The 26076-nt window shown below is 46.4% G+C and carries 23 protein-coding genes and 2 tRNA genes; 13 read left to right on the top strand and 12 right to left on the bottom strand.

Going from position 1 to position 26076, the window contains the following annotated elements; genetic code table 11:
- Positions 1-685 precede the first annotated feature (685 nt).
- The 4 genes from JYB87_RS08645 to dnaQ all read right to left on the bottom strand — a co-directional run bounded on the left by JYB87_RS08645 (position 686) and on the right by dnaQ (position 3102).
- Positions 686-762: transfer RNA gene (locus JYB87_RS08645), tRNA-Asp, on the bottom strand.
- Positions 763-783: 21 nt separating this feature from the next.
- Positions 784-860: transfer RNA gene (locus JYB87_RS08640), tRNA-Asp, on the bottom strand.
- A gap of 185 nt (positions 861-1045) precedes the next feature.
- Entirely contained in the window at positions 1046-2287 is a 1242-nt protein-coding gene (locus tag JYB87_RS08635; protein ID WP_207356642.1) for a TIGR03503 family protein, read from the bottom strand.
- A 77-nt stretch (positions 2288-2364) separates the two neighbouring features.
- Entirely contained in the window at positions 2365-3102 is a 738-nt protein-coding gene (dnaQ, locus tag JYB87_RS08630) for a DNA polymerase III subunit epsilon (protein WP_207356437.1), read from the bottom strand.
- A gap of 62 nt (positions 3103-3164) precedes the next feature.
- Here dnaQ and rnhA point away from each other — a divergent pair, with 62 nt between their 5' ends.
- A complete protein-coding gene (rnhA, locus tag JYB87_RS08625; RefSeq protein WP_207356436.1) occupies positions 3165-3635 on the top strand; it encodes a ribonuclease HI in 471 nt (156 codons plus the stop codon).
- Here the strand turns inward: rnhA and JYB87_RS08620 are convergent.
- Together JYB87_RS08620 and JYB87_RS08615 are read right to left on the bottom strand one after the other, a co-directional pair.
- Complete coding sequence (locus tag JYB87_RS08620) at positions 3632-4546, bottom strand: LysR substrate-binding domain-containing protein (RefSeq protein WP_207356435.1); 915 nt, start codon at positions 4544-4546, stop codon at positions 3632-3634. The two genes, rnhA and JYB87_RS08620, sit on opposite strands and share 4 nt — an antisense overlap.
- Positions 4547-5287 (bottom strand): class I SAM-dependent methyltransferase, encoded by a 741-nt coding sequence (locus tag JYB87_RS08615; RefSeq protein ID WP_207356434.1) that lies wholly within the window; start codon positions 5285-5287, stop codon positions 4547-4549.
- A 121-nt stretch (positions 5288-5408) separates the two neighbouring features.
- On the opposite strand from JYB87_RS08615, the gene gloB reads away from it, so the two are divergent.
- From gloB to JYB87_RS08600, 3 genes are all read left to right on the top strand, one after another.
- Positions 5409-6227 carry a hydroxyacylglutathione hydrolase gene (gene gloB, locus JYB87_RS08610; RefSeq protein ID WP_207356433.1) on the top strand — a complete coding sequence of 273 codons (819 nt, stop codon included), beginning with the start codon at positions 5409-5411 and terminating at the stop codon, positions 6225-6227.
- A 168-nt stretch (positions 6228-6395) separates the two neighbouring features.
- The gene (locus JYB87_RS08605; protein ID WP_228729975.1) at positions 6396-7961 is read left to right on the top strand and encodes a LysM peptidoglycan-binding domain-containing protein; all 1566 of its coding nucleotides are present in this window, start codon (positions 6396-6398) and stop codon (positions 7959-7961) included.
- 157 nt (positions 7962-8118) lie between these two features.
- Positions 8119-9672, top strand: coding sequence for a methyl-accepting chemotaxis protein (locus JYB87_RS08600; RefSeq protein WP_207356432.1), 1554 nt, complete (start codon positions 8119-8121; stop codon positions 9670-9672).
- Between the two features lie 94 nt (positions 9673-9766).
- Here JYB87_RS08600 and pgm read toward each other — a convergent pair whose 3' ends face one another.
- Entirely contained in the window at positions 9767-11419 is a 1653-nt protein-coding gene (gene pgm, locus JYB87_RS08595) for a phosphoglucomutase (alpha-D-glucose-1,6-bisphosphate-dependent) (protein WP_207356431.1), read from the bottom strand.
- A gap of 43 nt (positions 11420-11462) precedes the next feature.
- Complete coding sequence (gene seqA, locus JYB87_RS08590) at positions 11463-12047, bottom strand: replication initiation negative regulator SeqA (protein ID WP_207356430.1); 585 nt, start codon at positions 12045-12047, stop codon at positions 11463-11465.
- 253 nt (positions 12048-12300) lie between these two features.
- On the opposite strand from seqA, the gene JYB87_RS08585 reads away from it, so the two are divergent.
- The 5 genes from JYB87_RS08585 (at position 12301) to efp (ending at position 15888) form a co-directional block, all read left to right on the top strand.
- Positions 12301-13083, top strand: coding sequence for an alpha/beta fold hydrolase (locus JYB87_RS08585; RefSeq protein WP_207356640.1), 783 nt, complete (start codon positions 12301-12303; stop codon positions 13081-13083).
- A 121-nt stretch (positions 13084-13204) separates the two neighbouring features.
- Positions 13205-13477, top strand: a complete 273-nt coding sequence (gene ybfE / locus JYB87_RS08580; protein WP_207356429.1) for a LexA regulated protein — start codon at positions 13205-13207, stop codon at positions 13475-13477.
- A gap of 55 nt (positions 13478-13532) precedes the next feature.
- Positions 13533-14060: a flavodoxin FldA gene (gene fldA / locus JYB87_RS08575; RefSeq protein WP_207356428.1), complete on the top strand. Its 528-nt coding sequence runs from the start codon at positions 13533-13535 to the stop codon at positions 14058-14060.
- A 55-nt stretch (positions 14061-14115) separates the two neighbouring features.
- Positions 14116-15279 carry an elongation factor P maturation arginine rhamnosyltransferase EarP gene (gene earP / locus JYB87_RS08570; protein WP_207356427.1) on the top strand — a complete coding sequence of 388 codons (1164 nt, stop codon included), beginning with the start codon at positions 14116-14118 and terminating at the stop codon, positions 15277-15279.
- Positions 15280-15324: 45 nt separating this feature from the next.
- Positions 15325-15888 (top strand): elongation factor P, encoded by a 564-nt coding sequence (gene efp, locus JYB87_RS08565; protein ID WP_207356426.1) that lies wholly within the window; start codon positions 15325-15327, stop codon positions 15886-15888.
- Between the two features lie 109 nt (positions 15889-15997).
- Here the strand turns inward: efp and JYB87_RS08560 are convergent, their stop codons facing one another.
- Complete coding sequence (locus JYB87_RS08560) at positions 15998-17380, bottom strand: Na+/H+ antiporter NhaC family protein (RefSeq protein WP_207356425.1); 1383 nt, start codon at positions 17378-17380, stop codon at positions 15998-16000.
- Between the two features lie 542 nt (positions 17381-17922).
- On the opposite strand from JYB87_RS08560, the gene JYB87_RS08555 reads away from it, so the two are divergent.
- The 3 genes from JYB87_RS08555 to JYB87_RS08545 all read left to right on the top strand — a co-directional run bounded on the left by JYB87_RS08555 (position 17923) and on the right by JYB87_RS08545 (position 21162).
- Positions 17923-19137 carry a pyridoxal phosphate-dependent aminotransferase gene (locus JYB87_RS08555; protein ID WP_207356424.1) on the top strand — a complete coding sequence of 405 codons (1215 nt, stop codon included), beginning with the start codon at positions 17923-17925 and terminating at the stop codon, positions 19135-19137.
- Positions 19138-19240: 103 nt separating this feature from the next.
- Positions 19241-19828 (top strand): 5'-deoxynucleotidase, encoded by a 588-nt coding sequence (yfbR, locus tag JYB87_RS08550; protein ID WP_207356423.1) that lies wholly within the window; start codon positions 19241-19243, stop codon positions 19826-19828.
- An 11-nt stretch (positions 19829-19839) separates the two neighbouring features.
- Positions 19840-21162 (top strand): anti-phage deoxyguanosine triphosphatase, encoded by a 1323-nt coding sequence (locus tag JYB87_RS08545; protein ID WP_207356422.1) that lies wholly within the window; start codon positions 19840-19842, stop codon positions 21160-21162.
- 8 nt (positions 21163-21170) lie between these two features.
- Here JYB87_RS08545 and JYB87_RS08540 read toward each other — a convergent pair whose 3' ends face one another.
- Complete coding sequence (locus JYB87_RS08540; RefSeq protein ID WP_207356421.1) at positions 21171-21803, bottom strand: YchE family NAAT transporter; 633 nt, start codon at positions 21801-21803, stop codon at positions 21171-21173.
- A gap of 322 nt (positions 21804-22125) precedes the next feature.
- Between JYB87_RS08540 and adhE the strand changes: the two genes are divergently transcribed.
- Positions 22126-24732, top strand: coding sequence for a bifunctional acetaldehyde-CoA/alcohol dehydrogenase (gene adhE, locus JYB87_RS08535; protein WP_207356420.1), 2607 nt, complete (start codon positions 22126-22128; stop codon positions 24730-24732).
- Between the two features lie 78 nt (positions 24733-24810).
- On the opposite strand, the gene JYB87_RS08530 is transcribed toward adhE, so the two are convergent.
- Positions 24811-25359 carry a DUF2058 domain-containing protein gene (locus JYB87_RS08530; protein ID WP_207356419.1) on the bottom strand — a complete coding sequence of 183 codons (549 nt, stop codon included), beginning with the start codon at positions 25357-25359 and terminating at the stop codon, positions 24811-24813.
- Positions 25360-25361: 2 nt separating this feature from the next.
- Complete coding sequence (gene pyrF, locus JYB87_RS08525) at positions 25362-26066, bottom strand: orotidine-5'-phosphate decarboxylase (protein WP_207356418.1); 705 nt, start codon at positions 26064-26066, stop codon at positions 25362-25364.
- Between the last annotated feature and the right edge of the window lie 10 nt (positions 26067-26076).

The following is a 26076-nucleotide window of genomic DNA, read 5'->3' as shown; positions in this document are numbered from 1 at the left end:
TATTGTATGTTTTTTGGTTTTTCAATCGCAGTCGAATCGCTTACAAGGCTATCAAAAATTATAATAACATCTTATTTTTCATATGGTTAAAATTGTCTATTTAATAAACTGAGAAGTGACGACACTATTCATTAGACTAAAGTATCAATTAAATATCGAGATCGTTTTTAGGTTAAAAACAAAATTTAACCTTTAAATTCAGCCTATTAAACTCTGTTATTTTCGTTGTTACAGCTAATTAAGCGTCTTAATATAATCTCAAAGCCGTGATAAAAATCACAGGTCATAGCGTTAAAACGTCACTATTAATCCTTAACGGTTTATCCATTAATAATTTTTCAATAACTGGTTTGAATTAGCCGCTACATATTTAATTTAAAAAAATGATAAGTACTGGACAGTTATATAACCGTGACCGATGGTTGGCTTGTTGCAGTTGCAGCGAAATGCAGCCTACCTCGGTGTAATTTAATTACCAAACAACCGATGTCGATGGTTTACAACCATAAACGGAAAAGGATTTATAAAATAGAAGTGATTGCGCCGGAAAACGTTCGTCGTTACCTTTTCCAAACAGCAAGTAATTTCAGGCCAAGATAAACAGGGTTAGCTTGAGCGCCAATAGCATACGTTGATAAAATTTAGGCACAAAAAAACCAGCAATAATGCTGGCTTCTTGTATCGTTGGCGGAGCGGACGGGACTCGAACCCGCGACCCCCGGCGTGACAGGCCGGTATTCTAACCAACTGAACTACCGCTCCATAACGATTTCGTATCCTAACTGGCGGAGCGGACGGGACTCGAACCCGCGACCCCCGGCGTGACAGGCCGGTATTCTAACCAACTGAACTACCGCTCCACTTAGGATGGCGGCAATAATACGTAGCCAGCTTTTTTAGGTCAACAGTTTTTTAACCGAATTAAAACCGTTCAGCCAAATTTTAACCAAAGATTGATTTTTAACGAATTAACACCTCAAAACTCAGTTGCCAAGCGATATCAAAAGTCCATTGCCGTGAGCGAATGGCTAAAGAGGTTGAGGCATTAACGTAGCTCTTCATCAGGCATTGTTAAATCGATGTCTCTCACTTCGCCGTCTTTCGATTCTGCCTTTGACTCAGCCTCTTTTGCTGCTGCAGCAAGCGCAAGTTTAAGCGATTGACGCTTGCGTAAAAATAACAGTATCACGGCAGCCAACAAAATAAGTACCACGTTACCGACGATGATTAGTGTAAGTACCGAGCTTTTCGCTTCTTCTTCTTGGACTCTTGCGGCTGCAGCAGCTCGCTCCGCCATCTCTTCCGCACTCGGCGGTGGTGCAGGTGGTTCGACATAATTGAAGAAACGTTCTGGCAGGGTAATGACAATTTCACGCCCGGTTTTCGTAGTAGCAAATAACTCGCCTTTAATACGATAACTGCCATACTCGGTCACATCGGTGAGTGTCAGCGCTTTTTTCGCTACGCCATTAAGTTTCTCACTAAAATTCGCTTGAAAACCCGCCGGACCAATCACCGTCAATTCAAAAAAGGACTGATCTAACTTAAGCTCGTTGGCGTCGGCCACGATTGATATCTGCCATGGCTGCTCAGTGGGCTTTTCAGGCTCAATCACTTCAATGTCTGCAGGCATCGGCGACAAGAAAAACTCTTCTTGATACTCGCGGCGGAACACCTCGTTTTGCGCCTGTACAATCAGGGTGTAATGCCCCCACGGTTGCTCAAGATTGAAGTTTGAAGTGAACTCGCCATCATCGGGCCTCTCATCTAGTGCTGTACCATTATCTTGATAACTACCCACGCTGATGGTGCCCGCGGCAAAGTTTTCATCCTCTTTATTCTGTCTTGATGAAAACTTGGCGCTCCACTGCATCATGTACGACAACCCGGGCAAGCGAAGTTTTAAGTCATCGCCCAACATCGATGCACGCAGTTTTAAACGCTCACCTTGATAAACTGGCTGTGGAATTGATTCCACGTCTATAGCCAATTTGGACAACAACAGAATTTTGGAACCTTTGACGATTTTGCCCGTTAATTGCCATGGGCCAGGAGTTGGCTTTTTGATGTTGATGAAATCGCCGGTCTCAGAATCGGTCCACTTCACTTCTTGGGGATGTCTTGATGAATACCACTTACTGCCATCAGGCTGAATAATGACTACCGGCGCCGAACCAAATTCTCGTTGAATAACTAAGGTTACCTCATCAACCATATGGTCAATGCGGAAGCGGTTTTTTAATTCAGATGCCTGTGCTGCGGGAACAGTGTCTGCCTGCACCGCCATGCTAAGTACAGCGGTTAACGCCAAACTGACCCACACAATGCCACGATAAAGAGTCGCCAAGTTGCAATCCTAATATGTTAATCGCGCCAAATACATTTACCTGATTTTTTTCCCACCAAATCAAGGCGCTGTTCGTGCATATTAAGTTCATCGGCAGATGCCGAGATCACTTTAAGGCCCGCGCGAGAAGAATTTAATCGAATGATGCCGCCCGCCTCACTGCCATTTCGTTCGCTGTCTAAACTCAAGTTAAACTTGGTTTGCCCACCGGTCATGGCCAAGTAGACATCCGCGAGGATCTCAGCGTCGAGCAACGCGCCGTGATAATCACGTCTTGAGTTATCAATATGATAGCGCTTACACAAGGCATCTAAGTTGTTTTTCTGCCCCGGATGCAGGAATTTGGCGATATCTAATGAATCGAGCACATCGCAAATTTCCTTTACCACGGGGCCACGTGGGTTCAACATCCGAAATTCATGATCGATAAAGTTCACGTCGAACGACGCGTTATGCGCCACAATTTCAGCGCCTTCAATAAACGCGGCAAATTCCGCTGCGATTTGGGCAAAAACAGGTTCATTGGCAACGCGTTCATTGGTGATCCCGTGAACTGCAATAGCCTCTTCATCAATCGCCTGTTGCGGATTAATGTACTGATGATAGGTACGCCCCGTTAGACGGCGATTAATCACCTCGACGCAGCCGATTTCAATGATGCGATGACCTTGATATATCGGGCCACTGCCTTGGTTCATACCTGTGGTTTCAGTATCGAGAATAACCTGACGCGTCGCATTTGAGATAATATTCATGTATGTTGTCGCTTTCGGAACTGATGAATGCCCTAAATTTATGGGGCTATGTTAGCAAGTTGATGACTGAACTCAAACACATCGATATTTATACTGATGGCTCTTGTCTCGGTAACCCTGGCCCAGGTGGTTATGGTGCAATCCTTAAATACAAACAACATATCAAAGAGTTATCTAAAGGTTACAAGTTAACAACCAATAATCGTATGGAGTTATTGGCCGTTATCGTTGCATTAGAAAGCCTCAAAGAACCCTGCAGTGTTACGCTCACCAGTGATAGCCAGTACATGCGTCAAGGCATCACCCAATGGATCCACAATTGGAAGCGCAAAGGTTGGGTCACATCAAACAAAACCCCAGTTAAAAACGTCGACTTATGGAAACGTTTAGACGCCGCTTGTCAGCAACATAGCATTGATTGGCTATGGGTTAAGGGCCATGCGGGTCATCCAGAAAACGAACGTTGCGACGAATTAGCACGGACGGCAGCTGAAAATAACCCGACCACGGTAGATGTTGGATACCAAGCCTAATCGGCCAATGTGACTGCTTTATCAAGCCGCAAAAAGTTGTCGCAAAACTCGATAAACGCCTTGGCAAGTGGCGTAAAACTGTAATGTTTATGCTTTAGTAAGTAGAACGGTCGTTCTAACTGCAACCCCGCCACTTGTACGAGGTTAATCTCTCGGCGTGTCAGCTCCTTTTCTATCGCTAGTTCGGATAATACCCCAAGTCCCGCGCCCTGCTTAACCGCTTGCTTGATAGCATCCGGCGTGGGAAAGGTGTAACGCACTTCAGGCCGTAAATTGAGTTTATTGGCAGCATTAACAAAATATTCGCGCGTCCCCGAACCTTCTTCGCGCAACACCCACAAAGCATCACTCAATGTTTGTGGGCTAACCGTTTGCCCAGCAAAAGGGTGTGCAGGATGGCAGAAGACTTTCAGCTTATCGTGATGCCATGCAGATACTTCTAAACGGCTATCGAGACAATATCCCTCAATAAACCCCAGTTCAGCGCGAAATTCGGCAACATCGCGAATTACATGGCGCGAGTTATCAATATTCAATTCAATATTGACCTCGGGATGTTGCTGCGAAAATGCTACCACAGCTTTGGATAACAAAAAATTTCCTATGGTGTTGCTGGCGCTGACACTCAGCGAACCAGCCAACACACTGTTTAACGGAGTAAAGGCTAACTCAATTGCATCCACTTGTTGTAATACCGAGGTAGCCAGCGGCAGTAACATTGCCCCTTGTGAATTGAGCTTGAGCTTATTACCAATACGTTCAAATAAACGTGTGTCGAGTTGACGCTCTAATTCTGATAACGCCATGGATGTCGCTGGCGCAGAGAGGTTTACGCGTTCTGCAGCCTTTGCTACTTGGCCACTGTGCGCAATCGCTTCAAAAATCATTAACTGCTTGAGGGTAATGCGCATCTATTCGTTATCGCTTTGTTTCATATGGCGGCCACTGAACCCACCCGTTGCAGCAGGTTGCCAACCCGCTACTCGCTTCTTATTTTTAGGCGCAATCGGGGTAAGTGGAGTATCCAACTTGCGCGCCACAAAGAGATAGAGCAAGCCAGTTCCGGGTAATAATCGTTGCTGCCACTTTCGACAAATTTTAGGGTAGTCCCATTCCGGCATGAACGCGTGAAACCCCAGGCGCCGCTCGTCGACGAGCTGATAACCCAATAAACCCAACCAATCTTTTACCCGCGCAGGCATGAAAAACCGACCACTCCATGGCCATTGGGTTTGATATTTAGGAAACAACTTTCCGCTGTAGGCACTGCTGAATGGATTGATACCGCAAATAACCAAGTAGCCACCGCTGACCAGTACCCTATCAACCTCACGTAGAATACGGTAAGGGTCTTGCTCAAACTCAAGTAATAGCGGCATAGCAACGGCGTCGACGCTGGATGATTTGAGAGGCAGCTGATCAAAATCAGCCACAACATCGGCTCGATGATCAGGAAACAAGGTAAAAGTATGATTAATTTTACTGGCGCTGGAGTCCAAATCTAGACTCAGCGCGCCCAACTTTAATAAATGATAACCAAAGATTCTTGGCCACCATGGCGCCATCGCCTCATCAATTTCTGCTAAAAGCTGCATACCATTTGGCATCGCTTCCCAGCCTTGCCACAGAGATTCTGTACTTGAGGACACCATTAAATACCGGTCTGACCTTTAACTTATTGTTAGATTAATAACCGAAAGGCCATTGAGGCAAGCTAGATAGTGAGTTAAATTGTGCACTGTGTCACATCAAACCGTGTGTTAGGAGCTATCAATGGCGCAGTCCATTCCTTTTAAGCAATCGCATCAGGGGTTTATTGTCGCCCCGATCCAAGCCTTTAATGATAATTATATCTGGGCAATTTGCGATTCATCGGGAAATGCATGGGTTGTTGATCCAGGTGAAGCACAGCCAGTACTCGCCTTATTCCAGCAAAAACACATTAATTTATGCGGCATCTTACTGACCCATCATCATGGCGATCATACTGGTGGCGTGACCAAGCTGCTGGCGCATTTTGGCCAAGACATTCCTGTTTATGGTCCACAAGGCTGCCATCCTAGTATTACCCATCCGCTTGATAGTAAAGGGGCTCTAGCGCTTCAATCCAAACAACATTGCTTTGATCTAAATGCTAAAGTTTGGCCAACCCCGGGCCACACGCTGGATCACTGGGTGTACTTGATTGATGATGCATTATTTTGTGGTGATACTCTGTTTAGTTGTGGCTGTGGCCGGATGTTTGAAGGTACCCCAGAGCAGCTGTATACCTCCCTGGCATCACTGGATGAGTTATCGCCACTGACACGGGTTTATGCCGCACATGAATACACCTTGGCGAATATTAAATTTGCCCTAATTGTTGAGCCGGATAACCATGAGTTACAGCAATACGCTCAGACGGTTGCCGCGGAGCGTCAGCGTGCCAAACCCACCTTGCCTTCCACCATCGGCTTAGAACAGGCAATTAATCCGTTTTTACATTGCACAGATGATCGTTTGCAGAAGGTTTTGCAACAACAATTCCAACAACCCTGTCCAGAACCTGAGCACCGCTTAAAACTTCTGCGTCTGTGGAAAGACAACTTCTAATAGATCCGTTAGAATGCAAAACAGCCGTTGCTTAGCCTCGGCTGTTTTTTATTTTTAATAAATAACAATAAGTTAAAATATTGTCGACACTTGCTGGTAGCCAAACACCATTGAGGCTCTGGCGGGATGACGCTGTATTGCCTAAATACACTTTGAGGAAAAGCGCTTTTGAAGCACTACAAAATCACCACCGCACTGGCATTGCTGGCCTTTTTGTCTGGCTGCCAAGTTTCGCCACAGTTCATCAGCGACAGTGACAACATCGATCCTGACATTGTGGCAGAAGTTAATTCGCAACCAGAGACACCTGAACCAACAACGCCACAACAGGCACCCCAAGTGGTTGAGATTACCGACGTATGGCAAAGATTGAGATTACAACTCAACATACCAGTGCCTGAGCAAGCACTAGTCGAAAGATATCGCGAATGGTATTTAGCTAATCCGAAGCATCTGGCTCAAATCTCTGAAAGAGCTGGTCCGTTTTTGTATCTGATCGTGGATGCAATTGAAAAGCGAGGCTTACCGATGGAGTTAGCCCTGCTGCCAATCGTAGAAAGCGCCTTTGATCCTTTTGCCTACTCTCCGGGAGCCGCATCGGGTTTATGGCAATTCACCTCACCTATGGCGCGCCACTTTGGACTCAAGATTAACTGGTGGTATGACGGACGTCGTGACGTACCAGCGGCAACAACGGCAGCGTTAGATATGATGCAGTATCTCTATCAAAAAACCGGCGAAAACTGGTTGTACGCCATCGCAGCCTACAACAGCGGTGAAGGACGGATACTCAACGCCATCAAACGCAACGAAGCCGCTGGTAAGCCAACAGATTTTTGGTCGCTGTCATTACCCAGTGAAACTGAACGTTACGTACCACAATTGCTGGCACTTGCAGACGTAATTAAGCATGCTGACCAGTATGGTATTCAGTTAGCCGCTATCGACAATAAACCTGCTGTTCATGTGGTAGATATTGGCAGCCAAATTGATTTAGCCAAGGCGGCAAGTTTAGCTGAGATCGATATCACCGACTTGCAGCAGCTCAATCCGGGGTATAACCATTGGGCAACGGCGCCAAAAGGGCCTCATAAATTAGTTTTGCCCGTAGACAAAGCTGAAGAGTTTAGCGCAGCGTTAGCGGCATTGCCTGCTGAGGAGCGGTTGAATTGGGTGCGTTACCAAATCCGGCGTGGCGATTCTCTTGGGCTCATCGCGAAAAAGCACCGTACGACGGTGGATATCATCCGCTCTATCAACAATATCAAAGGCAATAACATTGTTGCCGGTAAACACTTGCTGATCCCAATCGCACAGCAAGATGCTACAGACTATCCCTTATCAGCAGAGCAACGGGTGCTAGCACAGCAAAACCGCAATAGCAGCCGTTACAGCAGTAAATATCAAGTTAAATCCGGTGATTCGTTATGGAAAATTGCCCGCCAGTTCAAGATCAGCACCAGTGAATTGGCAAATTGGAATGGTTTGTCTGCCAAAGACACCTTAAAACCCGGTAAAACATTGGTGATTTGGCACCAAGATGACAATCGCAAAGGTGTGGTGCGTACGGTCAAGTACAAAGTACGTAACGGCGACTCGCTGGCGGCAATTGCCAGCAAATTTAAAGTGAGCGTGAGCCAATTGCGGAAATGGAATCAGTTAAACGAGAAAAAATATCTGCAACCAGGGCAAATGTTAACCCTGTATGTTGATGTAACCAGCTCGAATAGTTGATGGAATAGTGTAAGTGTCACGCATCGTGGCATTTACATGATCCTATTCAAAGAAGCGCGTGAAGATTCGTGTAGATTATCATTCGTTAAAGTAGTGTCACACTTTTGACACTCGTCAAAAACGATAATAACCCTGCCTATGTCAGGAGTGCGCGAAGATGAAGCAGCAACAACCAATAACCAATATAGAAACCCAGGTTCCTCAGTCGTATCGCATCTTATCGACGACGGATCTTAAGGGGCGTATTACTCACGTAAACGATGATTTTTGCGAAATCTGTGGTTATCAGCCAGACGAACTGCTAGGCCACGGACATAACATTGTGCGTCATCCTGACATGCCTAAAGCTGCATTTGCCGATCTTTGGCGTGAGATTAAGGCCAAGAAAAACTGGATGGGCTTGGTCAAAAACCGCCGGAAAGACGGTGGCTATTATTGGGTAAATGCATTTATTACCCCAATTCAGCGCAACGGCAACATTGTGGAGTATCAATCAGTTCGCACCCAAGCGTCACCTGAATTGATTGCGCGCGCAGAGCAGTGTTACCAAAACATCGAGAAAGGCAAACTGCCTTTACCTAGCATCAAACTTTCACTGACTCAAAAAGTGTTGGCGGCGTGGTTAATTTCTACCGCATTTATCGGTGCAGGAATTGCGAGCGCTGATCTTTATGGTGTAATCGCGGCAGTTTTCGGCGTAGGCGTTATGCTGGTGTTTGCCACAAAACTCAGTAACCGCTGTGCAAATCTCAAAAAAATTGCGAATGAAGTGCAGAATAATCCACTACTGCAAGCGATATACACCGAGGATACTGACGAACTAAGCGCCGCCGAATTAAGCCTTAGAATGCGGAAAGCGGAGGTCATCGCCATCACTGCTCGCATCAACGACACCGGTGAGCATCTCAATAAGAATTTGGCGTCTCATCAACAGTCAGTTGATAGCAACCATCATGAACTGTCTGCACAGGCAGGCGCGTTAGATGAACTTGCCGCGGCCATCAGCCAAATGAAAAGTGCGATTGCAGAAATCGCCTCAACGTCTGCCAATACCGCTATGGATGTCGCCAACCTTGAATCAAGCAATCGCAACACCCTAACCGCGCTACAAGCCAGTCGTGAAGCCAACGCGGAAATGAACCAACTGGTGCACACCGTTGAGCAGCAAATTGAAGAATTAGATCAACGCTGCTCAAGCGTCAATACGGTGTTGGCAGTGATTGAACAATTGTCAGAGCAAACCAATCTATTGGCGCTCAACGCAGCGATTGAAGCCGCGCGCGCGGGTGAAGCAGGACGCGGATTTGCGGTGGTGGCTGATGAAGTGCGGGCATTAGCACAACGCTCATCAAGTTCAGCCAAAGAGATCTACAGCATCATCAAAGAGTTGAGTGATAAAAGCCGCGAAGCCGTAGTGCAGATGGGCCGCAGCAAAACGCTGGTCGATCAAAGTCAGAACCTAGAACAACGCCTAGCCAATCAACTGCATGAAGAAGCCAAAACACTAAGCCGTATCAACGGTAACAGTCAGCAGATTGCGGTCGCCACTGAAGAACAAGCCTATACGGTTGATCAATTACACGAAAATTCGACCCGCTTACAAGGTGGATTAAACAAGTTAAGGGACAATAGCCAGAATGCCAGCTACCACGGTGAAGCGTTAAAAGAGCAAAGCCGCCGCCAGCAAGAGTTGATTGCACAGTTTAATTGACGCAAAGTCTGCTATTTCTCGCCTCAGTTAAGAGTGAAACGAAAACGGCCCGTAATGGGCCGTTTTGATTGGTCAAACAGGCTTGAAGACAAGATCAGCCTTTAAGCGCATTTTTAATCAGAGCCTGCGCCTCAGTCAGCAGCGTCGCTAAATGATCTTCGCTAATAAAACTCTCTGCGTACACTTTATATAGTGCTTCGGTACCCGATGGACGCGCAGCAAACCAGCCATTCGCTGTATTTACTTTGATACCACCGATTGCCGCCCCGTTACCCGGAGCATGAGTCAACACACTTTCAATCGCCTCACCCGCCAACTCTGTGGCACCGAGGGTTTCAGCATTTAACTCACCAAACTTCGCTTTTTGTTTTGGACTAATCGGACTGTCTACACGGCTATAAAAACTTGCGCCGTATTCCGCCACTAACTCTTGATGACGTTCAGCAGGTGATTTACCGGTAACCGCTAAAATCTCGGCGGCTAACAAGCCGAGAATGATGCCGTCTTTATCCGTACACCAAGTAGATCCATCAAAACGTAAGAAGGCCGCCCCGGCACTTTCTTCGCCGCCGAAAGCAAATGAACCGTCAGCTAGGCCATCAACAAACCATTTAAAGCCAACTGGCACTTCACAAAGATTACGTTTGTGACCTGCCACAATACGATCGATCAGCGCGCTTGATACTAAAGTTTTGCCAATCTTAAGCTCGCTCGACCACTGTGGTCGATGTGTCAGCAAATAGTCGATTGCAACCGCCAAATAGTGGTTTGGATTCATCAACCCAAAACCTGGGCACACAATGCCATGGCGGTCATAGTCAGGGTCATTCCCCAAGCAGAGATCAAACTCTTCTTGGTGCTTGAGTAAGCCAGCCATTGCGTATGGTGAGGAACAATCCATACGGATTTTGCCGTCCTTATCAAGCGGCATAAAGCCAAAGGTTGGATCAACTTTATCGTTCACCAGCGTGATATTGATGCCAAACTCTTCAGCAATGACGTCCCAATAATAGATGCCCGAACCGCCGAGAGGGTCGACACCAAGTTTGATCCCAGCCTTAGCAATCGCTTCAACATCAACCACGTTGGCTAAGTCTTTCACATATGGACGAATAAGGTCGCGTTCTGACACCAATCCGACGCTTTTAGCCACACCGTAGTTGAGCTTTTTCACCCCTTCCATACGGTTTTTCAAATACGCGTTAGCGCGATCCTCAATCCAAGAAGTCACTTGACCTTCCGCTGGACCACCGTGTGGCGGGTTATATTTGATCCCGCCATCTTGTGGCGGGTTATGTGACGGGGTAATGATAAGACCGTCAGCTAAATCGGCGGCATCGGCTGCTTTGCTCTTATTCGCGCTGACAATTGCATGTGAAACCACAGGCGTTGGGGTGAAGCTTTCGTTTTTTTGCACCACAACTTTTACATCGTTGGCAACTAACACTTCCAACGCAGAGATATAGGCCGCCTGAGATAAGGCGTGCGTATCCATCCCCAAAAACAGCTCCCCATTGATACCTGCTTGTTTGCGGTAATCAACAGTAGCTTGAGCTATAGCCCAGATATGGTTTTGGTTAAAGCTGGTCGATAACGCAGAGCCACGGTGACCTGAGGTACCAAAACTCACCTTTTCGGCTGCGTTTTCAACATTGGGCACCTGTCGGTAATACAGACTCATCAACTTAGGGATATTGACCAGATCTTGTTGTTCGGCGATTTTGCCGGCACGTTCGTGAATTGCCAAAATGACCTCTCTTTCCTTGAATTAAATCCAAACGCACAACTGATTATGGCAGCGCTTTTGCCACTAATGCCATTGCAGCAGTTTCGCTACAACCCAGCGCCTTAACTACTTCAGTCAAAATCGCTTGCTTCTTACCGGTATTATTGTTGGTCGTCACCCAATAACCACTATCGCCAATCTCTTTAGGATTACTTGACTTACTCGCTTCTAACAGTGCGTCTTTGGAGCATGCAAAATACAAACGGTCGCGGCCTTGGACTTGCAGTACCGCGTCAAATTTTGTCGGCGCTTGTTGATACAACGAGTAGAGCGCAAACAAAAATCGCCCAACTGCGCCTTTTTGTTCATTAAGTTGCGCGTCACTGAATTGATAGTCGGTTGTCGTCGCTTCATCGACATCCGGCAGCGAATTAGGTTGGTACTCTGGGGTGCTTGGCACGGCAGCACTGGCGTCGACGGCTTCGAGACTAGGTTGGCTTAGGGTAACTGCAGGTTGTTGCACCTCAACAGCTTCAACCGCAGGTAACGCCAACAAGCGGCGTATAATATCGGAAGCACTCTCACCAATTTTTTCTGTTTTGCTTGCAATGTAACCGTATAGTTCTTCGTCTATTTCAATATATTTCATGCTATTCCCTAACATGCTAAGCGATAAATCATCGCAGCGAATAAATTGAGTTGTTTGCTGGCAGTATGCCACAAAGCAACTCAATGGACATGACCCGTCATGCTAAAATTGTTGGCTTTTGAAAATGGCGATGGGTGATTGTTGAATTTACCAGCAACAGTTAGCACCTGAGCAACTTGTAATGCCTCAGCTCATGCCACACAATATCCGCCCTTCGTTATGAACATTGGGTGTTAAAGGTAGTTGTGTCATGGTGAATTTTGTTGATTCAGGCTCAGGTTTTCCCATTGTGCTTATTCATGGGCTATTTGGTGATTGCGACAATCTCAAAGGCCTTGGCCGCGAATTAGAACAACTGTCATTTCGGGTGATTCGCGTGGATTGTCCCAATCATGGTAAAAGTGCCGCCATTCACCCTATGACGTATCCAGCAATGGCCGCGGAGATAAAAGCCACGCTCGATAGTATCGGCATCCAGCAGTTTATGGTAGTTGGCCACTCCATGGGAGGAAAGATCGCCATGACCCTCGCACTCAGCTATCCAGAGAGTGTAACTGCGGTTGTGGCCACCGACATCGCGCCGGTTGTTTATCAACCCCACCATCAAAAGGTGTTCGCGGGGTTAAACAGCATGCCAGCCGACATTAAAGATCGCCGCGCCGCCCTTGCCCATCTGATATCGCATGACATTGACGAAGGAACGGCACAATTTCTGCTCAAAAGCTTAGTCCGTGGCGACAATCAGGTCAGTTGGAAGTTTAACTTAGCCGAACTCATTGCCAGTTATCATTACATTGTGGGTTGGTACAACATTGAACCCAATTCGATTGCCAGTTATCAAGGGCCGATTCTGTTCCTACGAGGCGGGGATTCAAACTACGTAAAGGCAGAGTATCAAGCGCAAATTGTGGCACAATTTCCACACGCATCAGCCAAGACCATTGAAGGTACGGGTCACTGGTTACATGCGCAAAAGCCTGCTGTATTCAATCGGGTAGTGTGTGATTTTATCGCCAAGTGTGCAGCAAATAGCTAACTGGTTATGGCCGATTTAGGGATGCTGTGATATATTCCCGCTTCTTTTTACGCAATGGATTTTGCGCCTCGGCGCTTCCAAGGTGAACCGGCTTCGGTAACGCGCATTCATAATAAGAAACATGGCAAAAGAATCTGCTGACAGAACGACGATCGACCTATTCTCGTCGGAAAAACGACGCGGTCGACCTAGAAGTAATCCGCTTTCTCGAGAACAACAGTTACGTGTTAACAAACGTAATCAAATTAAGCGAGATCGAGAGAAGGGTTTAAAACGAATAGAGTTAAAGGTGTCACAAGATTTGTTCGACGCCTTGAATGAGAGAGCTGACGCCAGTAACATCAGCCGCAGCCAGCTAATTGAGATCATTCTTCAGGAAAACCTGGCGCGATAATATTGAGCGGTCTCAGACTTTTTACGCATTACAACAGTTAACTAAAGGAAAGACGATGGCAACTGTAGGTCTTTTTTTCGGTAGCGACACAGGTAACACTGAAGCAGTCGCCCAAATGATCCAAAAGAAATTGGGCGAAAAGATGGTCGCGGTGAAAGATATTGCCAAGAGCACAAAAGAGGAAATTGCCTCATTCGATCTGCTGATCCTAGGTATTCCAACTTGGTACTATGGTGAAGCACAGTGCGATTGGGATGATTTCTTCCCTGAGCTCGAAAAAATCGATTTTAATGATAAATTGGTCGCCATTTTCGGTTGCGGTGATCAGGAAGATTACGCTGAGTACTTCCTTGATGCGATGGGCACTATTCGCGATATCGTTGAACCTCGTGGTGCGATCATCATTGGTCATTGGCCAACCGCGGGCTACGATTTCGAAGCCTCAAAAGCACTGGTAGACGACAAACACTTTGTCGGTTTAGGGATTGACGAAGATCGTCAACCAGAACTGACCGAAGAACGCGTTGATGCTTGGGTTAAGCAAATCTATGAAGAGATGTGCTTAGCAGAGCTGGAAGACTAATTTTGTATTGTTAAAAAAGGCGGCTGATTGCCGCCTTTTTTGTAAGTGATCCACTATGGCCACCCGCTCTAAACATTCGCATTGGGACATATTTTGCACCGTCGTCGACAATTATGGCGACATCGGTGTTACTTGGCGCTTGGCAAAGCAGCTCGCCAACGAATATCAACTCGACGTCAAACTTTGGGTAGATGACCTAAACAGTTTTCGCTTTATCCTACCTGCACTCGATCTTAACCAAGCTGTGCAGCAACATCAGCAAGTAACCATTATTAAATGGGACAATCCGCTGAGCACACCTTGGATACCCGGCGCCGTATTAATTGAAGCGTTTGCCTGCGAACTGCCAAGCGAAATTATTGATGCAACCGCCACATTAACGCCTTTTCCACACTGGATAAACCTTGAATATCTGAGTGCCGAAAGCTGGATTGACGACTGTCACGGCCTGCAATCCCCCGTCAAAAATGGCATTAAGAAACGGTTTTTCTTTCCTGGATTTAGCGCGAAAAGTGGCGGATTAATCTGTGAACGCGGGTTACTCGAAGAACGAGAGCGCTGGCAGCAACAAATTGCCAATCGCGCCGACTATTTTAATGGATTGGGGCTAAACGGCATCGACACTCAAGATTGCGTCATTAGCTTATTTAGCTACGAAACCGCCGCCATCACAGGGTTATGTGAACAACTTGCAAAAGCTCCCCGCAGCAGTCATCTGTTAGTGCCACAAGGACGAGCGCTCACCTCGGTGGCAAGCGCACTGGCAATCGACCCGACAGACTTAGCTACTCATCGACAAATTCAACACGGCCAGTTAACCGTTCACCTTTTGCCAATGCAAAACCAAGAGCAATATGATCGGCTACTATGGTCATGTGATATCAATATTGTGCGGGGTGAAGACTCCTTCCTGCGGGCACAATGGGCGGCACGTCCATTCATTTGGCATATTTACCCACAAGATGAAGATGCCCATTTGGATAAACTGAGCGCATTTATGGCCCGATATTGCGACCAGTTAGCCCCTGACCTTACAACACAATGGAAGGCATTAAATTTCGCATTTAACCAAGCTGATGTTAGTGCATTTAATCAAGCATGGCAGATGCTTAACTCTGATTGGCCGAGACTTACGCAACACTCGAAAGTTTGGCCAAAATATGCAATAAACGACGCAGATCTTGCTAATAGGCTAGTGCAAATGCTGAAAAACGGCTAAGATGCTGCGCTGTAGTGAAAACCGTGAAATATAGGAATCTAGGTAATGAAAACTGCTCAGGAAATCCGCGCAGGTAACGTGATTATGGTTGACGGTCAGCCGATGGTTGTTCTGAAAACCGAATACAACAAATCTGGCCGTAACGCTGCGGTTTGTAAAATGAAACTGAAGAACCTGTTGCTGGGTTCAGGTACCGAAACCGTGTTTAAAGCGGATGACAAGCTCGAAGACATCCAATTGGAACGCCTGGAATGTACTTATTCCTACTTTGCTGATCCAATGTACGTATTCATGGACGCTGAATTCAACCAATATGACGTTGAAGCAGAAAACATGGGCGACGCTATCAATTACATCGTTGATGGTATGGAAGAAGTTTGTCAGGTAACTTTCTACGACGGTAAAGCTATCTCTGTAGAACTGCCGACTACTATCGTACGTGAAGTTGGTTACACTGAACCTGCTGCACGTGGCGACACCACTGGTAAAGTGATGAAACCCGCTAAACTGGTTAACTCTGAATTGACCGTGATGGTTGCTGACTTCGTTAAAGAAGGCGACAAAATCGAAATCGATACCCGTACTGGCGAATTCAAGAAACGCGTTTAATCAGTACTGTGAGTCGAAAGAAAGCCAGCATTTATTGCTGGCTTTTTGCTTTTCTGCTTGGTTGAAAAAAGAAGCAGTTCCGAACTGCTTCTTAATAACGGAGATCACATCAGGCGATAACAATAAATCCGATGAATGCGAGTACCGCGGCAATCAGAGCGTAAGGTAACTGCGTCACCGCATGGCTCACTAAGTTACAACCTGAGCCTTGTGCAGCCAACACGGTTGAATCTGAATAGAAGCAAGCTTGGCTACCGAAGGAAGACGCTGACAATAACGCACCGATCACTAATGGAATATCCGCGCCAACCGATTGAGCGAGTGGCATCACGATAGGGATAGTTACCGCGAAAATGCCCCAGCTAGACCCCGTAGCAAACGCCAATATCGCCATTGCCAAAAATACGACCGCCGGTAACATGGTGGCTGTCATATAAGGGCTCAACGAGTCGATCACGTATTGAGGCAATAACAATTGATCGCATACGTCCTTAAAAACAAACGCTGCAACCACAGTACCAATCGCAGGTAGCATGCTCTTAAAACCATCGATCATCTGATCCATCATTTCAGGAAATGGCATCAGTTTTTGAACCGCATAATAAGGCAAGGTGATCGCTAAAGTTGCCAGCAGGCCTTTCCATACGTCGATGTCAAAGTAAACAGTAAACCCAACGAGCATGAACATAGGCACTAAAAAGTTATGTAATTGTCCTTGTTTGTCCGCCGCCTCAAACTCTTCTTCCATCGCCTTCAATGCATATTCATCTGAAGTGATGACTTCATCTAAATCCACTTGCTCTTTTGCTGGAACACCAGCTTGTGCTGCCAACTCAGCCTTTTTCATCGGGCCAATCGCTGGGACAATTTTCATTGCAACCAGCAACACCATAAGCACGGCCAACCATGCGTAGAGCATGTAAGGGATGGCCTGCATGTAAACGTGGATACCCTCACCTTTTGCAGCAACGCCGTTATCTACCAGCAGCCCACCAAAAAACACCGCCCAAGTAGAGACTGGGACAATAACGCACACTGGGGCAGCAGTAGAGTCGACAATATACGCCAACATTTCGCGGGAAATTTTAAACCGATCGGTTACCCGCTTCATGGTTTCACCCACTGTGAGCGCATTGAGATAATCGTCGATAAAAATCACGATACCTAGAATAAAGGTCATCAATAGCGATGATCGCGGGCCTTTAGCAAAACGGATCGCGTTGCGACCGAAGGCTAATGCCCCGCCAGTTCGCACTAGTAATGCGATCAGGGCACCAAAGCCACCACATACCAAGATTAACCAGCCAATGGTTTCATCCTGCATCACTTTCAGTGACGCATCGGCAAAGTTATCCAGAACGGTTGCAGGATCTAACAGTAACAACCCAGTTACTGCGCCAATAATTAATGCCAAAATTGGGCGGCGTAACAAAATTGCGCATACTAACACCACAATGGGTGGGATAAGACTTAACGCTGTCGGTTCGGACATGCACTTAGGTCCTCAAACAAGGGCCGAGCGGGCCAACATCATCGTCTGACAGTCTCTGCTTGGGAAGCAAATCTGCCGTTATCTGTTTTATTGTCGTGAACGATGGCAAATTGCCGATGTTTTCGACGTTTTAACTAAAACATCGGCTTGAAAATAAAACGCTTTTTTAGGTGAGTCAACTAAATATCTATGCTGAGTGGTCAAACGCATTACAAATCGACATGAATTTCAATTAAGTGATTTAACTTCAATAACTTACTTGTTTTTAATCATAACGATGGTGACAATAGCTATTCAGTAATTTCGAATGGCTATATTTGATGAAATCAACATAATTTGACGCAGTCACACGTATAACATTCTATTTAACCCATACGTTACAGCATAATCATCTGCATCAATGCAATAATTTCCTTTAGCAATAGACTAATCGACTGGATTAAAACGATATTTTTTGACATAGCTCTTTTTAATTTGACAGAAATTCGCTATTGTTGCTGCCCTAGTTAGTTAATTAATCAAGCCATCAGCTTCGAGGTAATATGAGGCCCATTATTAAATCCCATAAACTGGACAGTGTGTGTTATGACATTCGCGGACCAGTTCATAAGGAAGCCCGCCGCCTAGAAGATGAAGGTCATCGTATCCTCAAGCTCAATATCGGTAATCCGGCCCCGTTCGGATTTGAAGCGCCCGAAGAAATTGTCCGTGATGTGATCCTGAACCTGCCATCTTCTCAAGGTTATTGTGAATCAAAAGGACTGTTCTCGGCGCGTAAAGCCATTGTGCAGCATTATCAAGCCAAAGGTATTCGTGGCGTTGATATTGAAGATATCTATATCGGTAACGGTGTATCTGAGCTGATCATGATGGCAATGCAGGGGTTGTTAAACTCTGACGATGAAGTGCTACTGCCCTCACCTGACTACCCACTGTGGACCGCCGCCGTTAATCTGGCTGGTGGGAAAGCGGTGCACTATGTCTGCGATGAAGAAGCCGATTGGTTTCCAGATATTGAAGATATTAAGAGCAAAATCAGTCCGCGCACCCGTGGCATTGTCATTATCAATCCCAACAACCCAACCGGTGCAGTGTATAGCCGCGAATTGCTGTTAGAGATTGTTGAATTATGCCGTCAGCATGATCTAATTCTATTTTCTGATGAAATCTATGACCGCATCATTTATGACGGTGCCGAACACATTCATGCAGCAAGTCTATCGACAGATATTTTGACCTGTACCTTTAATGGTCTGTCAAAAGTGTATCGTGCTGCTGGGTTTCGTGTCGGTTGGATGATGCTATCAGGCAACCTGAAGGCAGCTAAGAGCTATATCGAAGGGCTGGAGATGTTGTCGTCAATGCGTTTATGCGCCAACGTGCCCAACCAACACGCGATTCAAACCGCACTCGGTGGTTATCAAAGCATTAATGAATTGGTAGCCCCTGAAGGCCGTTTGACGATTCAACGTGACACCTGTTACGAACTGCTGAATCAAATTCCAGGGGTAAGCTGTAAAAAGCCAAAAGGTGCCATGTATGCCTTCCCGAAACTCGATGCCAAGCGGTTCAGTATACGGGACGATGAGCGATTGGTGCTGGATCTGTTGAAAGAGAAGAAGATTCTCTTGGTGCAAGGCACTGCCTTTAACTGGCCAGAGCCGGACCACATGCGGGTAGTATTCTTACCTTATAAAGAGGATTTACAGCGAGCGCTGTTTGCCTTCGGTGATTTTCTAAGTCACTACCATCAATAGTATTAAAGCCGTCGTCTCGACGGCTTTTTTATGCGCTATCCTCTGCCCAAAGCAGCACTCATGGAGTAAAGTGGTCAGCAACATGATGTTGTAAGGGAGTTTTATGAGTCACTTTTTTGCCCACCTCGCCCGAATGAAACTGATTCAGCGCTGGCCGCTCATGCACAATGTGCGCAAGGAAAACGTTCAAGAGCATTCATTGCAAGTCGCCTGTGTTGCCCATATGCTGGCAATCATTAGCAACAAAAAATTTGATGGAAAATTTTCTCCAGATAAAGCCGCAGCAATTGCGATATACCACGATGCGAGTGAAGTCTTAACCGGCGACTTACCTACACCAGTGAAGTATTTCAACAAAGAGATTGAAGTTGAATACAAAAAAATTGAAGGCATAGCTGAGGCACGTTTACTCAGTATGTTGCCAGAAGAATTCCAGCAAGAATTTAGAGAACTTTTGCTAAGCGATGAAACACCTTCTGAATATAAAGCGTTAGTTAAATCAGCCGACACCTTGTGTGCTTATCTAAAATGTTTAGAAGAGTTACACGCAGGTAATAGCGAGTTTCGTTCAGCCAAAGCCCGTTTGGAGTCAATGCTGGATGACAACCCTAATCCAGCGGTAAGCTATTTTAGAGAACATTTCATTCCAAGCTTTAGCTTAAATTTAGATCAGATTAACCAACTACTTTAACGGGTGTACCTATGGAGTTTTGGCAACAACGTCAGCTACAAGACCAATCAAGTCGACGTCAGGATCTACGCAGCCCTTATCAACGGGATCGCGCACGGATCATGCACTCGGCAGCATTTCGACGTTTACAAGCCAAAACCCAAGTCCTTGGCGTTGGTATGAACGACTTCTACCGCACTCGACTGACCCACTCATTGGAAGTTGCTCAAATAGGTACTGGAATTGCCAATCAATTGCAACAGCACCCCAATGCCCAAGTCGATTTACTCGACTCCATGAGTTTGGTTGAGGCGCTATGTTTCGCCCACGATATCGGGCATCCGCCCTTTGGGCATGGCGGCGAAACGGCGCTGAACTATATGATGCGCGACCATGGCGGCTTTGAAGGCAACGGCCAAACGCTTAGAATACTCGCTAAGCTTGAGCCGTATACCGAACACTATGGCATGAACCTAACACGGCGAACACTGCTGGGAATCATCAAATACCCTGCGTTAACCTCATCGCTGGCAAACTATGCGCCACAACCCAAATTAGAAAGTTTCCGCCAACTCAAGCCTGAACATTGGCCTGCTGTTAAAGGGATTTTTGATGATGATGCCGATGTATTTGATTGGGTACTTGCCCCTTTTAGCGATCGTGATAAGCAGCTTTTCACCCAGGTAACGGAGTCAAGCAGCACAGGCCATTACCGTAGCCAACATAAGTCGTTTGATTGCACTGTGATGGAGCTTGCTGATGATATCGCTTACGCCGTTCATGACATGGAAGATGCGATTGTGATGGGTATTGTCGACAGATCCCATTGGCGCCAATTTGTCACACCGCGAGCACTAGCACTGCCTCCAAGTTGGATTACCGAGCAACTAGCCGCGATTGAAGAGAAGTTATTTTCCCACAAACACTACCTGCGCAAAGACGCCATTGGCACCTTGGTCAACGCCTTTGTTACGGCGGTAGTTTGGGAGCAGTATGACCAGTTTGAATCGCCACTGCTGCGCTACCGCGCGACTATGGCCGCCGAATATGGTCAACTACTTGATATCTTTAAGCAGTTTGTATTGCGCTATGTGATTCAGAAGCCAGAAGTTCAAATTCTTGAGTATAAAGGTCAACAGATAGTAATGGAGCTATTTGATGCGCTGACCTCAGATCCACAACGACTACTTCCGAGCAACACGCGCGAGCGTTGGTTAGCAGCTGCTGAAAAACATCAGGGTGAACGAGTAATTGCCGACTATATATCAGGAATGACAGATGAATTTGCTGCGAGACTGCATCAACAATTATTTAGCGCTCGCAGCATCAGTATGATGGAATTTGGTGGGCAGTAAGCCGCTGACTAACCCACTAATGTAGGAAATAGCCCTTTAATCCCGGCGGCCATCACTTCGATACCGATCGACAGCATTAGCAGCCCCATCAAACGGGTGATCACGTTGATGCCGGTGGTCCCCAGCCAACGATTAATCAGTGGTGCAATCCGAAACAGGCCGTAACTTAACCCACCAAAAATCACCACCACAATCGACATGGCGGTTAAATTAATCCAACCACCATGTTCAGCGGCAAATACAATCACAGAGCTGATAGCCCCAGGACCCGCCATTAACGGCAATGCTAAAGGCACAACAGCGACAGATTCCATTACCGAAGCTTCGCGATCTTCCTCTTTGTTGCGTTTTACTTCGCCGAGTTTACCTTGCAACATCGACATCGCGATCAACGCAATCAGGGTGCCACCGGCAATGCGGAATGCCGAAAGAGAAATACTAAATAAATTGAGGATGTACTGCCCTGCCATCATGGTACAAAGCAAAATAATGACCACAGAAAAGTTTGCCACTTTTGCCGTATGATCACGCTCAAGCGGAGTTTGATGACTTGTTAAACTGATAAAAACAGGTAGCAAACCTACTGGATTGATAACGGCCACCAATCCGAAAAAGAACTTAACGTATAAACCAAAATCCAATTTATTTACTCACCAATAACGACACAGTGCAGACATAAAACACACATTTTTAGGAGGCGTAATTTACTCTGTTTTTATCCCTTCACAAAATGAGTTTTTTTCACAATTCACCGCTATTTTTCTTATGGGTTATCCCCTCATAACGCTTCGCTACTTTAGTGCATTTTGTAATGCTAAATGTAATTTAATTACATTTATAGCCATATTTTGCGCTTGGTAACAGTTTTCAATCGTTTAAAGCAGTAAAAATACTACACAAGAAGAGAAGTTAACCAAATCGATACTTGTCGCTTTGATTAAATTTTCTTACAGGACTAACACTATGAAAGTGACCAATACTCAAGAGCTGGACAGTTTGCTTGAGCGAGTCGTTGCAGCCCAAATAAAATTCAGCAGTTACTCACAAGCGCAGGTAGATCGGATCTTTCGCGCCGCAGCATTGGCAGCCGCTGATGCTCGCATCCCACTTGCACAACAAGCCGCAGAAGAAACCGGTATGGGATTAGTCGAAGACAAAGTGATTAAAAACCATTTTGCGTCTGAGTATATTTATAACAAATACAAAGACACCAAAACCTGCGACATACTCGAAGAAGATGAAACCTTCGGCACCATTACCATCGCTGAGCCAGTAGGGATTATTTGCGGGATTATTCCGACCACAAACCCAACCTCAACCGCCATCTTTAAATCACTGCTTAGCTTAAAAACACGTAACGCAATTGTGTTTTCACCACATCCTCGCGCCAAAGCCTCCACAGTAGCAGCGGCTAAATTGGTGTTAGAGGCAGCGGTTGCAGCTGGCGCACCCAAAGAGATTATTGGCTGGATTGATGAACCAAGTGTGGAGTTATCAAATCACCTAATGACCCACGAAAAAATCAATTTGATTTTGGCCACCGGCGGACCGGGCATGGTAAAAGCCGCCTACTCTTCTGGCAAACCCGCCATTGGGGTGGGTGCTGGTAACACCCCAATTGTGATTGACGAAACCGCTGATATTAAACGCGCCGTGAGCTCAATCCTTATGTCAAAAACCTTTGACTTCGGCGTGGTCTGCGCCTCAGAACAAGCGGTTGTGGTTGTCGATGAAGTCTACGAGCAAGTCAAAGAGCGCTTTGCCAGCCACGGTGCTTACATTCTTACTGGCAAAGAAATCGATGCGGTTCGAGGCGTCATTCTTAAGAATGGCGCGCTCAATGCGGCCATCGTGGGTCAAAGCGCCGCAAAAATTGCCGATATGGCCGGGATCAAAGTCGCCAAATACACCAAAGTGCTGATTGGCGAAGTAGACGCCATCGACAACGATGAAGCGTTCGCCCACGAAAAGCTATCGCCACTACTGGGCATGTATCGCGCAGCCAACTTTGAAGATGCCGTAGACAAAGCCGAAGCACTGGTACAACTCGGCGGTATTGGCCATACCTCAGGACTATACACCGACCAAGATCGCAACACCGATCGCGTTCATAGTTTCGGTGCCAGAATGAAAACAGCACGCATATTGATCAACACTCCTGCGTCCCAAGGCGGAATCGGCGATCTTTATAACTTCAAACTGGCACCTTCCCTTACCTTAGGCTGTGGCTCATGGGGCGGTAACTCTATCTCAGAAAACGTTGGGCCTTCACACTTAATCAATAAGAAGACGGTCGCTAAGAGGGCTGAAAACATGCTGTGGCACAAACTTCCATCATCCATCTATTTCCGCCGTGGTAGCTTGCCCGTCGCCTTGGAAGAGTTGGCTGGGAAAAAACGTGCCCTTATCGTCACCGATAAATTCCTGTTCAATAACGGTTATGTTGATGAAACTGTCGCGATATTAAAACGCTTCGGTCTTGAAACAGAAGTGTTTTACGAGGTCGAAGCTGACCCAACTCTGAGTGTGGTTAAAGCGGGTACGAAGGTAGCCGAAAACTTTCAACCAGATGTCATCATTGCGCTTGGCGGTGGCTCTCCGATGGATGCAGCCAAAATCATTTGGGTAATGTACGAACATCCCAATGTCGATTTCTCTGATTTAGCGATGCGCTTTATGGATATCCGTAAACGTATTTACAAGTTTCCTAAATTGGGTCGCAAAGCAACTATGGTCGCGGTTCCTACCACTTCAGGTACCGGCTCAGAAGTGACCCCTTTCGCGGTCGTGACCGATGAAGTCACCGGGACCAAATACCCGATTGCCGACTATGAACTAACGCCTAATATGGCGATCGTAGACCCAAATCTAGTGATGAACATGCCAAAATCACTGACTGCATTTGGGGGAGTTGATGCGATTACCCACGCACTCGAAGCCTATGTGAGCGTGATGGCGAACGAGTTTAGTGATGGCCAAGCATTGCAAGCACTCGATTTGCTGTTTGAATACCTGCCAGATTCCTATGAATTGGGTGCTGCGGCGCCCGTTGCCCGCGAAAAAGTGCACAACGGAGCCACCATTGCGGGGATTGCCTTTGCCAACGCCTTCTTAGGCATATGTCACTCCATGGCACACAAGTTAGGCGCGGAGTTTCATATCCCTCATGGCTTGGCCAATGCGCTACTCATTTCTAACGTAATCCGCTTTAACGCGACCGATGTGCCGACTAAACAAGCCGCCTTTAGTCAGTACGATCGTCCTAAAGCGCTGTGCCGTTATGCCGCTGTGGCCGATCATCTAAAGCTGGCAAAAGGCAAAAACATCAGTGACGAGAAAAAAGTGGCCTTGTTAATCGAGGCAGTGGACAGCATTAAAGACATGCTGAATATTCCAAAATCTATCCAAGAGGCGGGCGTAAATGAAGCTGATTTCCTCGCCAAAGTGGATAAGTTAGCCGTTGATGCATTTGATGATCAATGCACCGGCGCTAACCCTCGCTATCCATTGATTAGCGAATTAAAAGAGCTTCTGTTGTGTAGCTTCTACGGCAAGGCCTATAAGGAGTAAGGCTGAGCTAGGAAGCAAAGTCAAAGGCCTCAACCGGTAACAGTTGAGGCCTTTTTTCATCTCAAACAGATGGGACGATTACCACATCAGATCATCTGGGATGACATAATCGGCATATGGATCATCCTCTTCCACTGTATCAGCTGATTGCGCTGCTTCCGCTGTCCATAAATAGCCACACCAATCAGGCACCAGCAGATTCACCCTCTCAGCCAATTTATGCGGCACCACATAGCTCTTCTCTTCTAAGCGAACAATGCCTAAACGACCATTGAGCAGTTGTTGCTGCAATTTGGCGTCAATAAACAGCGAGTAGATTTTATTGCTCAGAGTAAAGTTGAATTTAAGCTCGCCATCTTTTGGCAATGAAATCGATTGTTTATGGATTTCGGTGACTAAAGAACGCACTAGCCCTTTTTCGGTTGCTTCGGCAAACCGCCTTTCGTTTAATGCCTTATCACGCTCGATTTGCTCAGCTTTTTGCTGTGCCAACTGCTGTTTAAATTCAGCACTACCATCATCGATGTTAGATTTACGGTTGCGCTTTTTTTGAGTCTTAACATCTTTAAGCTTTTGCTTGCTGGTTAAGCCAGCTTTTAACAACTGCTGTTGAAGAGAGTTCGCCACGATTATTCCCCAACTAGGATAGAGTGATGAATGGCTTCCAATGCGGCTAACGGATCTGCCGCTTGTGTAATTGGACGACCAATGACCAAATAATCCGAACCAGCGGCCAATGCTTTGCTTGGTGTCATAATTCGTTTTTGATCACCTACGTCGGCACCAACAGGCCGAATACCGGGGGTGACCAATTTGAAATCTTCACCAAATGCAGCTTTCAACATCGTCGCTTCTTGAGCTGAGCAAACAACACCATTCAAACCGGCTTGATGAGTCAATTTAGCCAATCGCATAACATGCTCTGGCGCCGTCGCATTAATACCGAGCAGTTGCAGCTCTTCACTACTCATGGAGGTGAGTACAGTGACCGCAATCAACAGTGGTGCATTTTCACCATATGGCAACAAGGCTTTTTTAGCCGCTTCCATCATTGCCAAACCGCCACTGGCATGCACGTTGACCATCCAAACGCCCAGCTCTGCTGCTGCTGCAACCGCTTTAGCAACCGTATTAGGAATATCGTGAAACTTAAGATCCAAAAATAGATCAAAGCCGCGGTTATGAATTTCTTTGACTAAATCTGGCCCAAATAAGGTGAACATCTCTTTGCCCACTTTTAAGCGGCAAAGAGTAGGATCAAGCTTATCAACTAACTGTAAGGCCTTAAATTTGTTATCGAAATCAAGGGCGACAACAATCGCTTTTTCGGTCATATGTTCTCCA

Origin of the sequence: Shewanella avicenniae, assembly GCF_017354945.1 — a bacterium.
In the GTDB taxonomy this organism is placed as follows: domain Bacteria; phylum Pseudomonadota; class Gammaproteobacteria; order Enterobacterales; family Shewanellaceae; genus Shewanella; species Shewanella avicenniae.
Note: the sequence above shows the minus strand (reverse complement) of the source record. Positions and strands in the feature narration are given on the sequence as shown.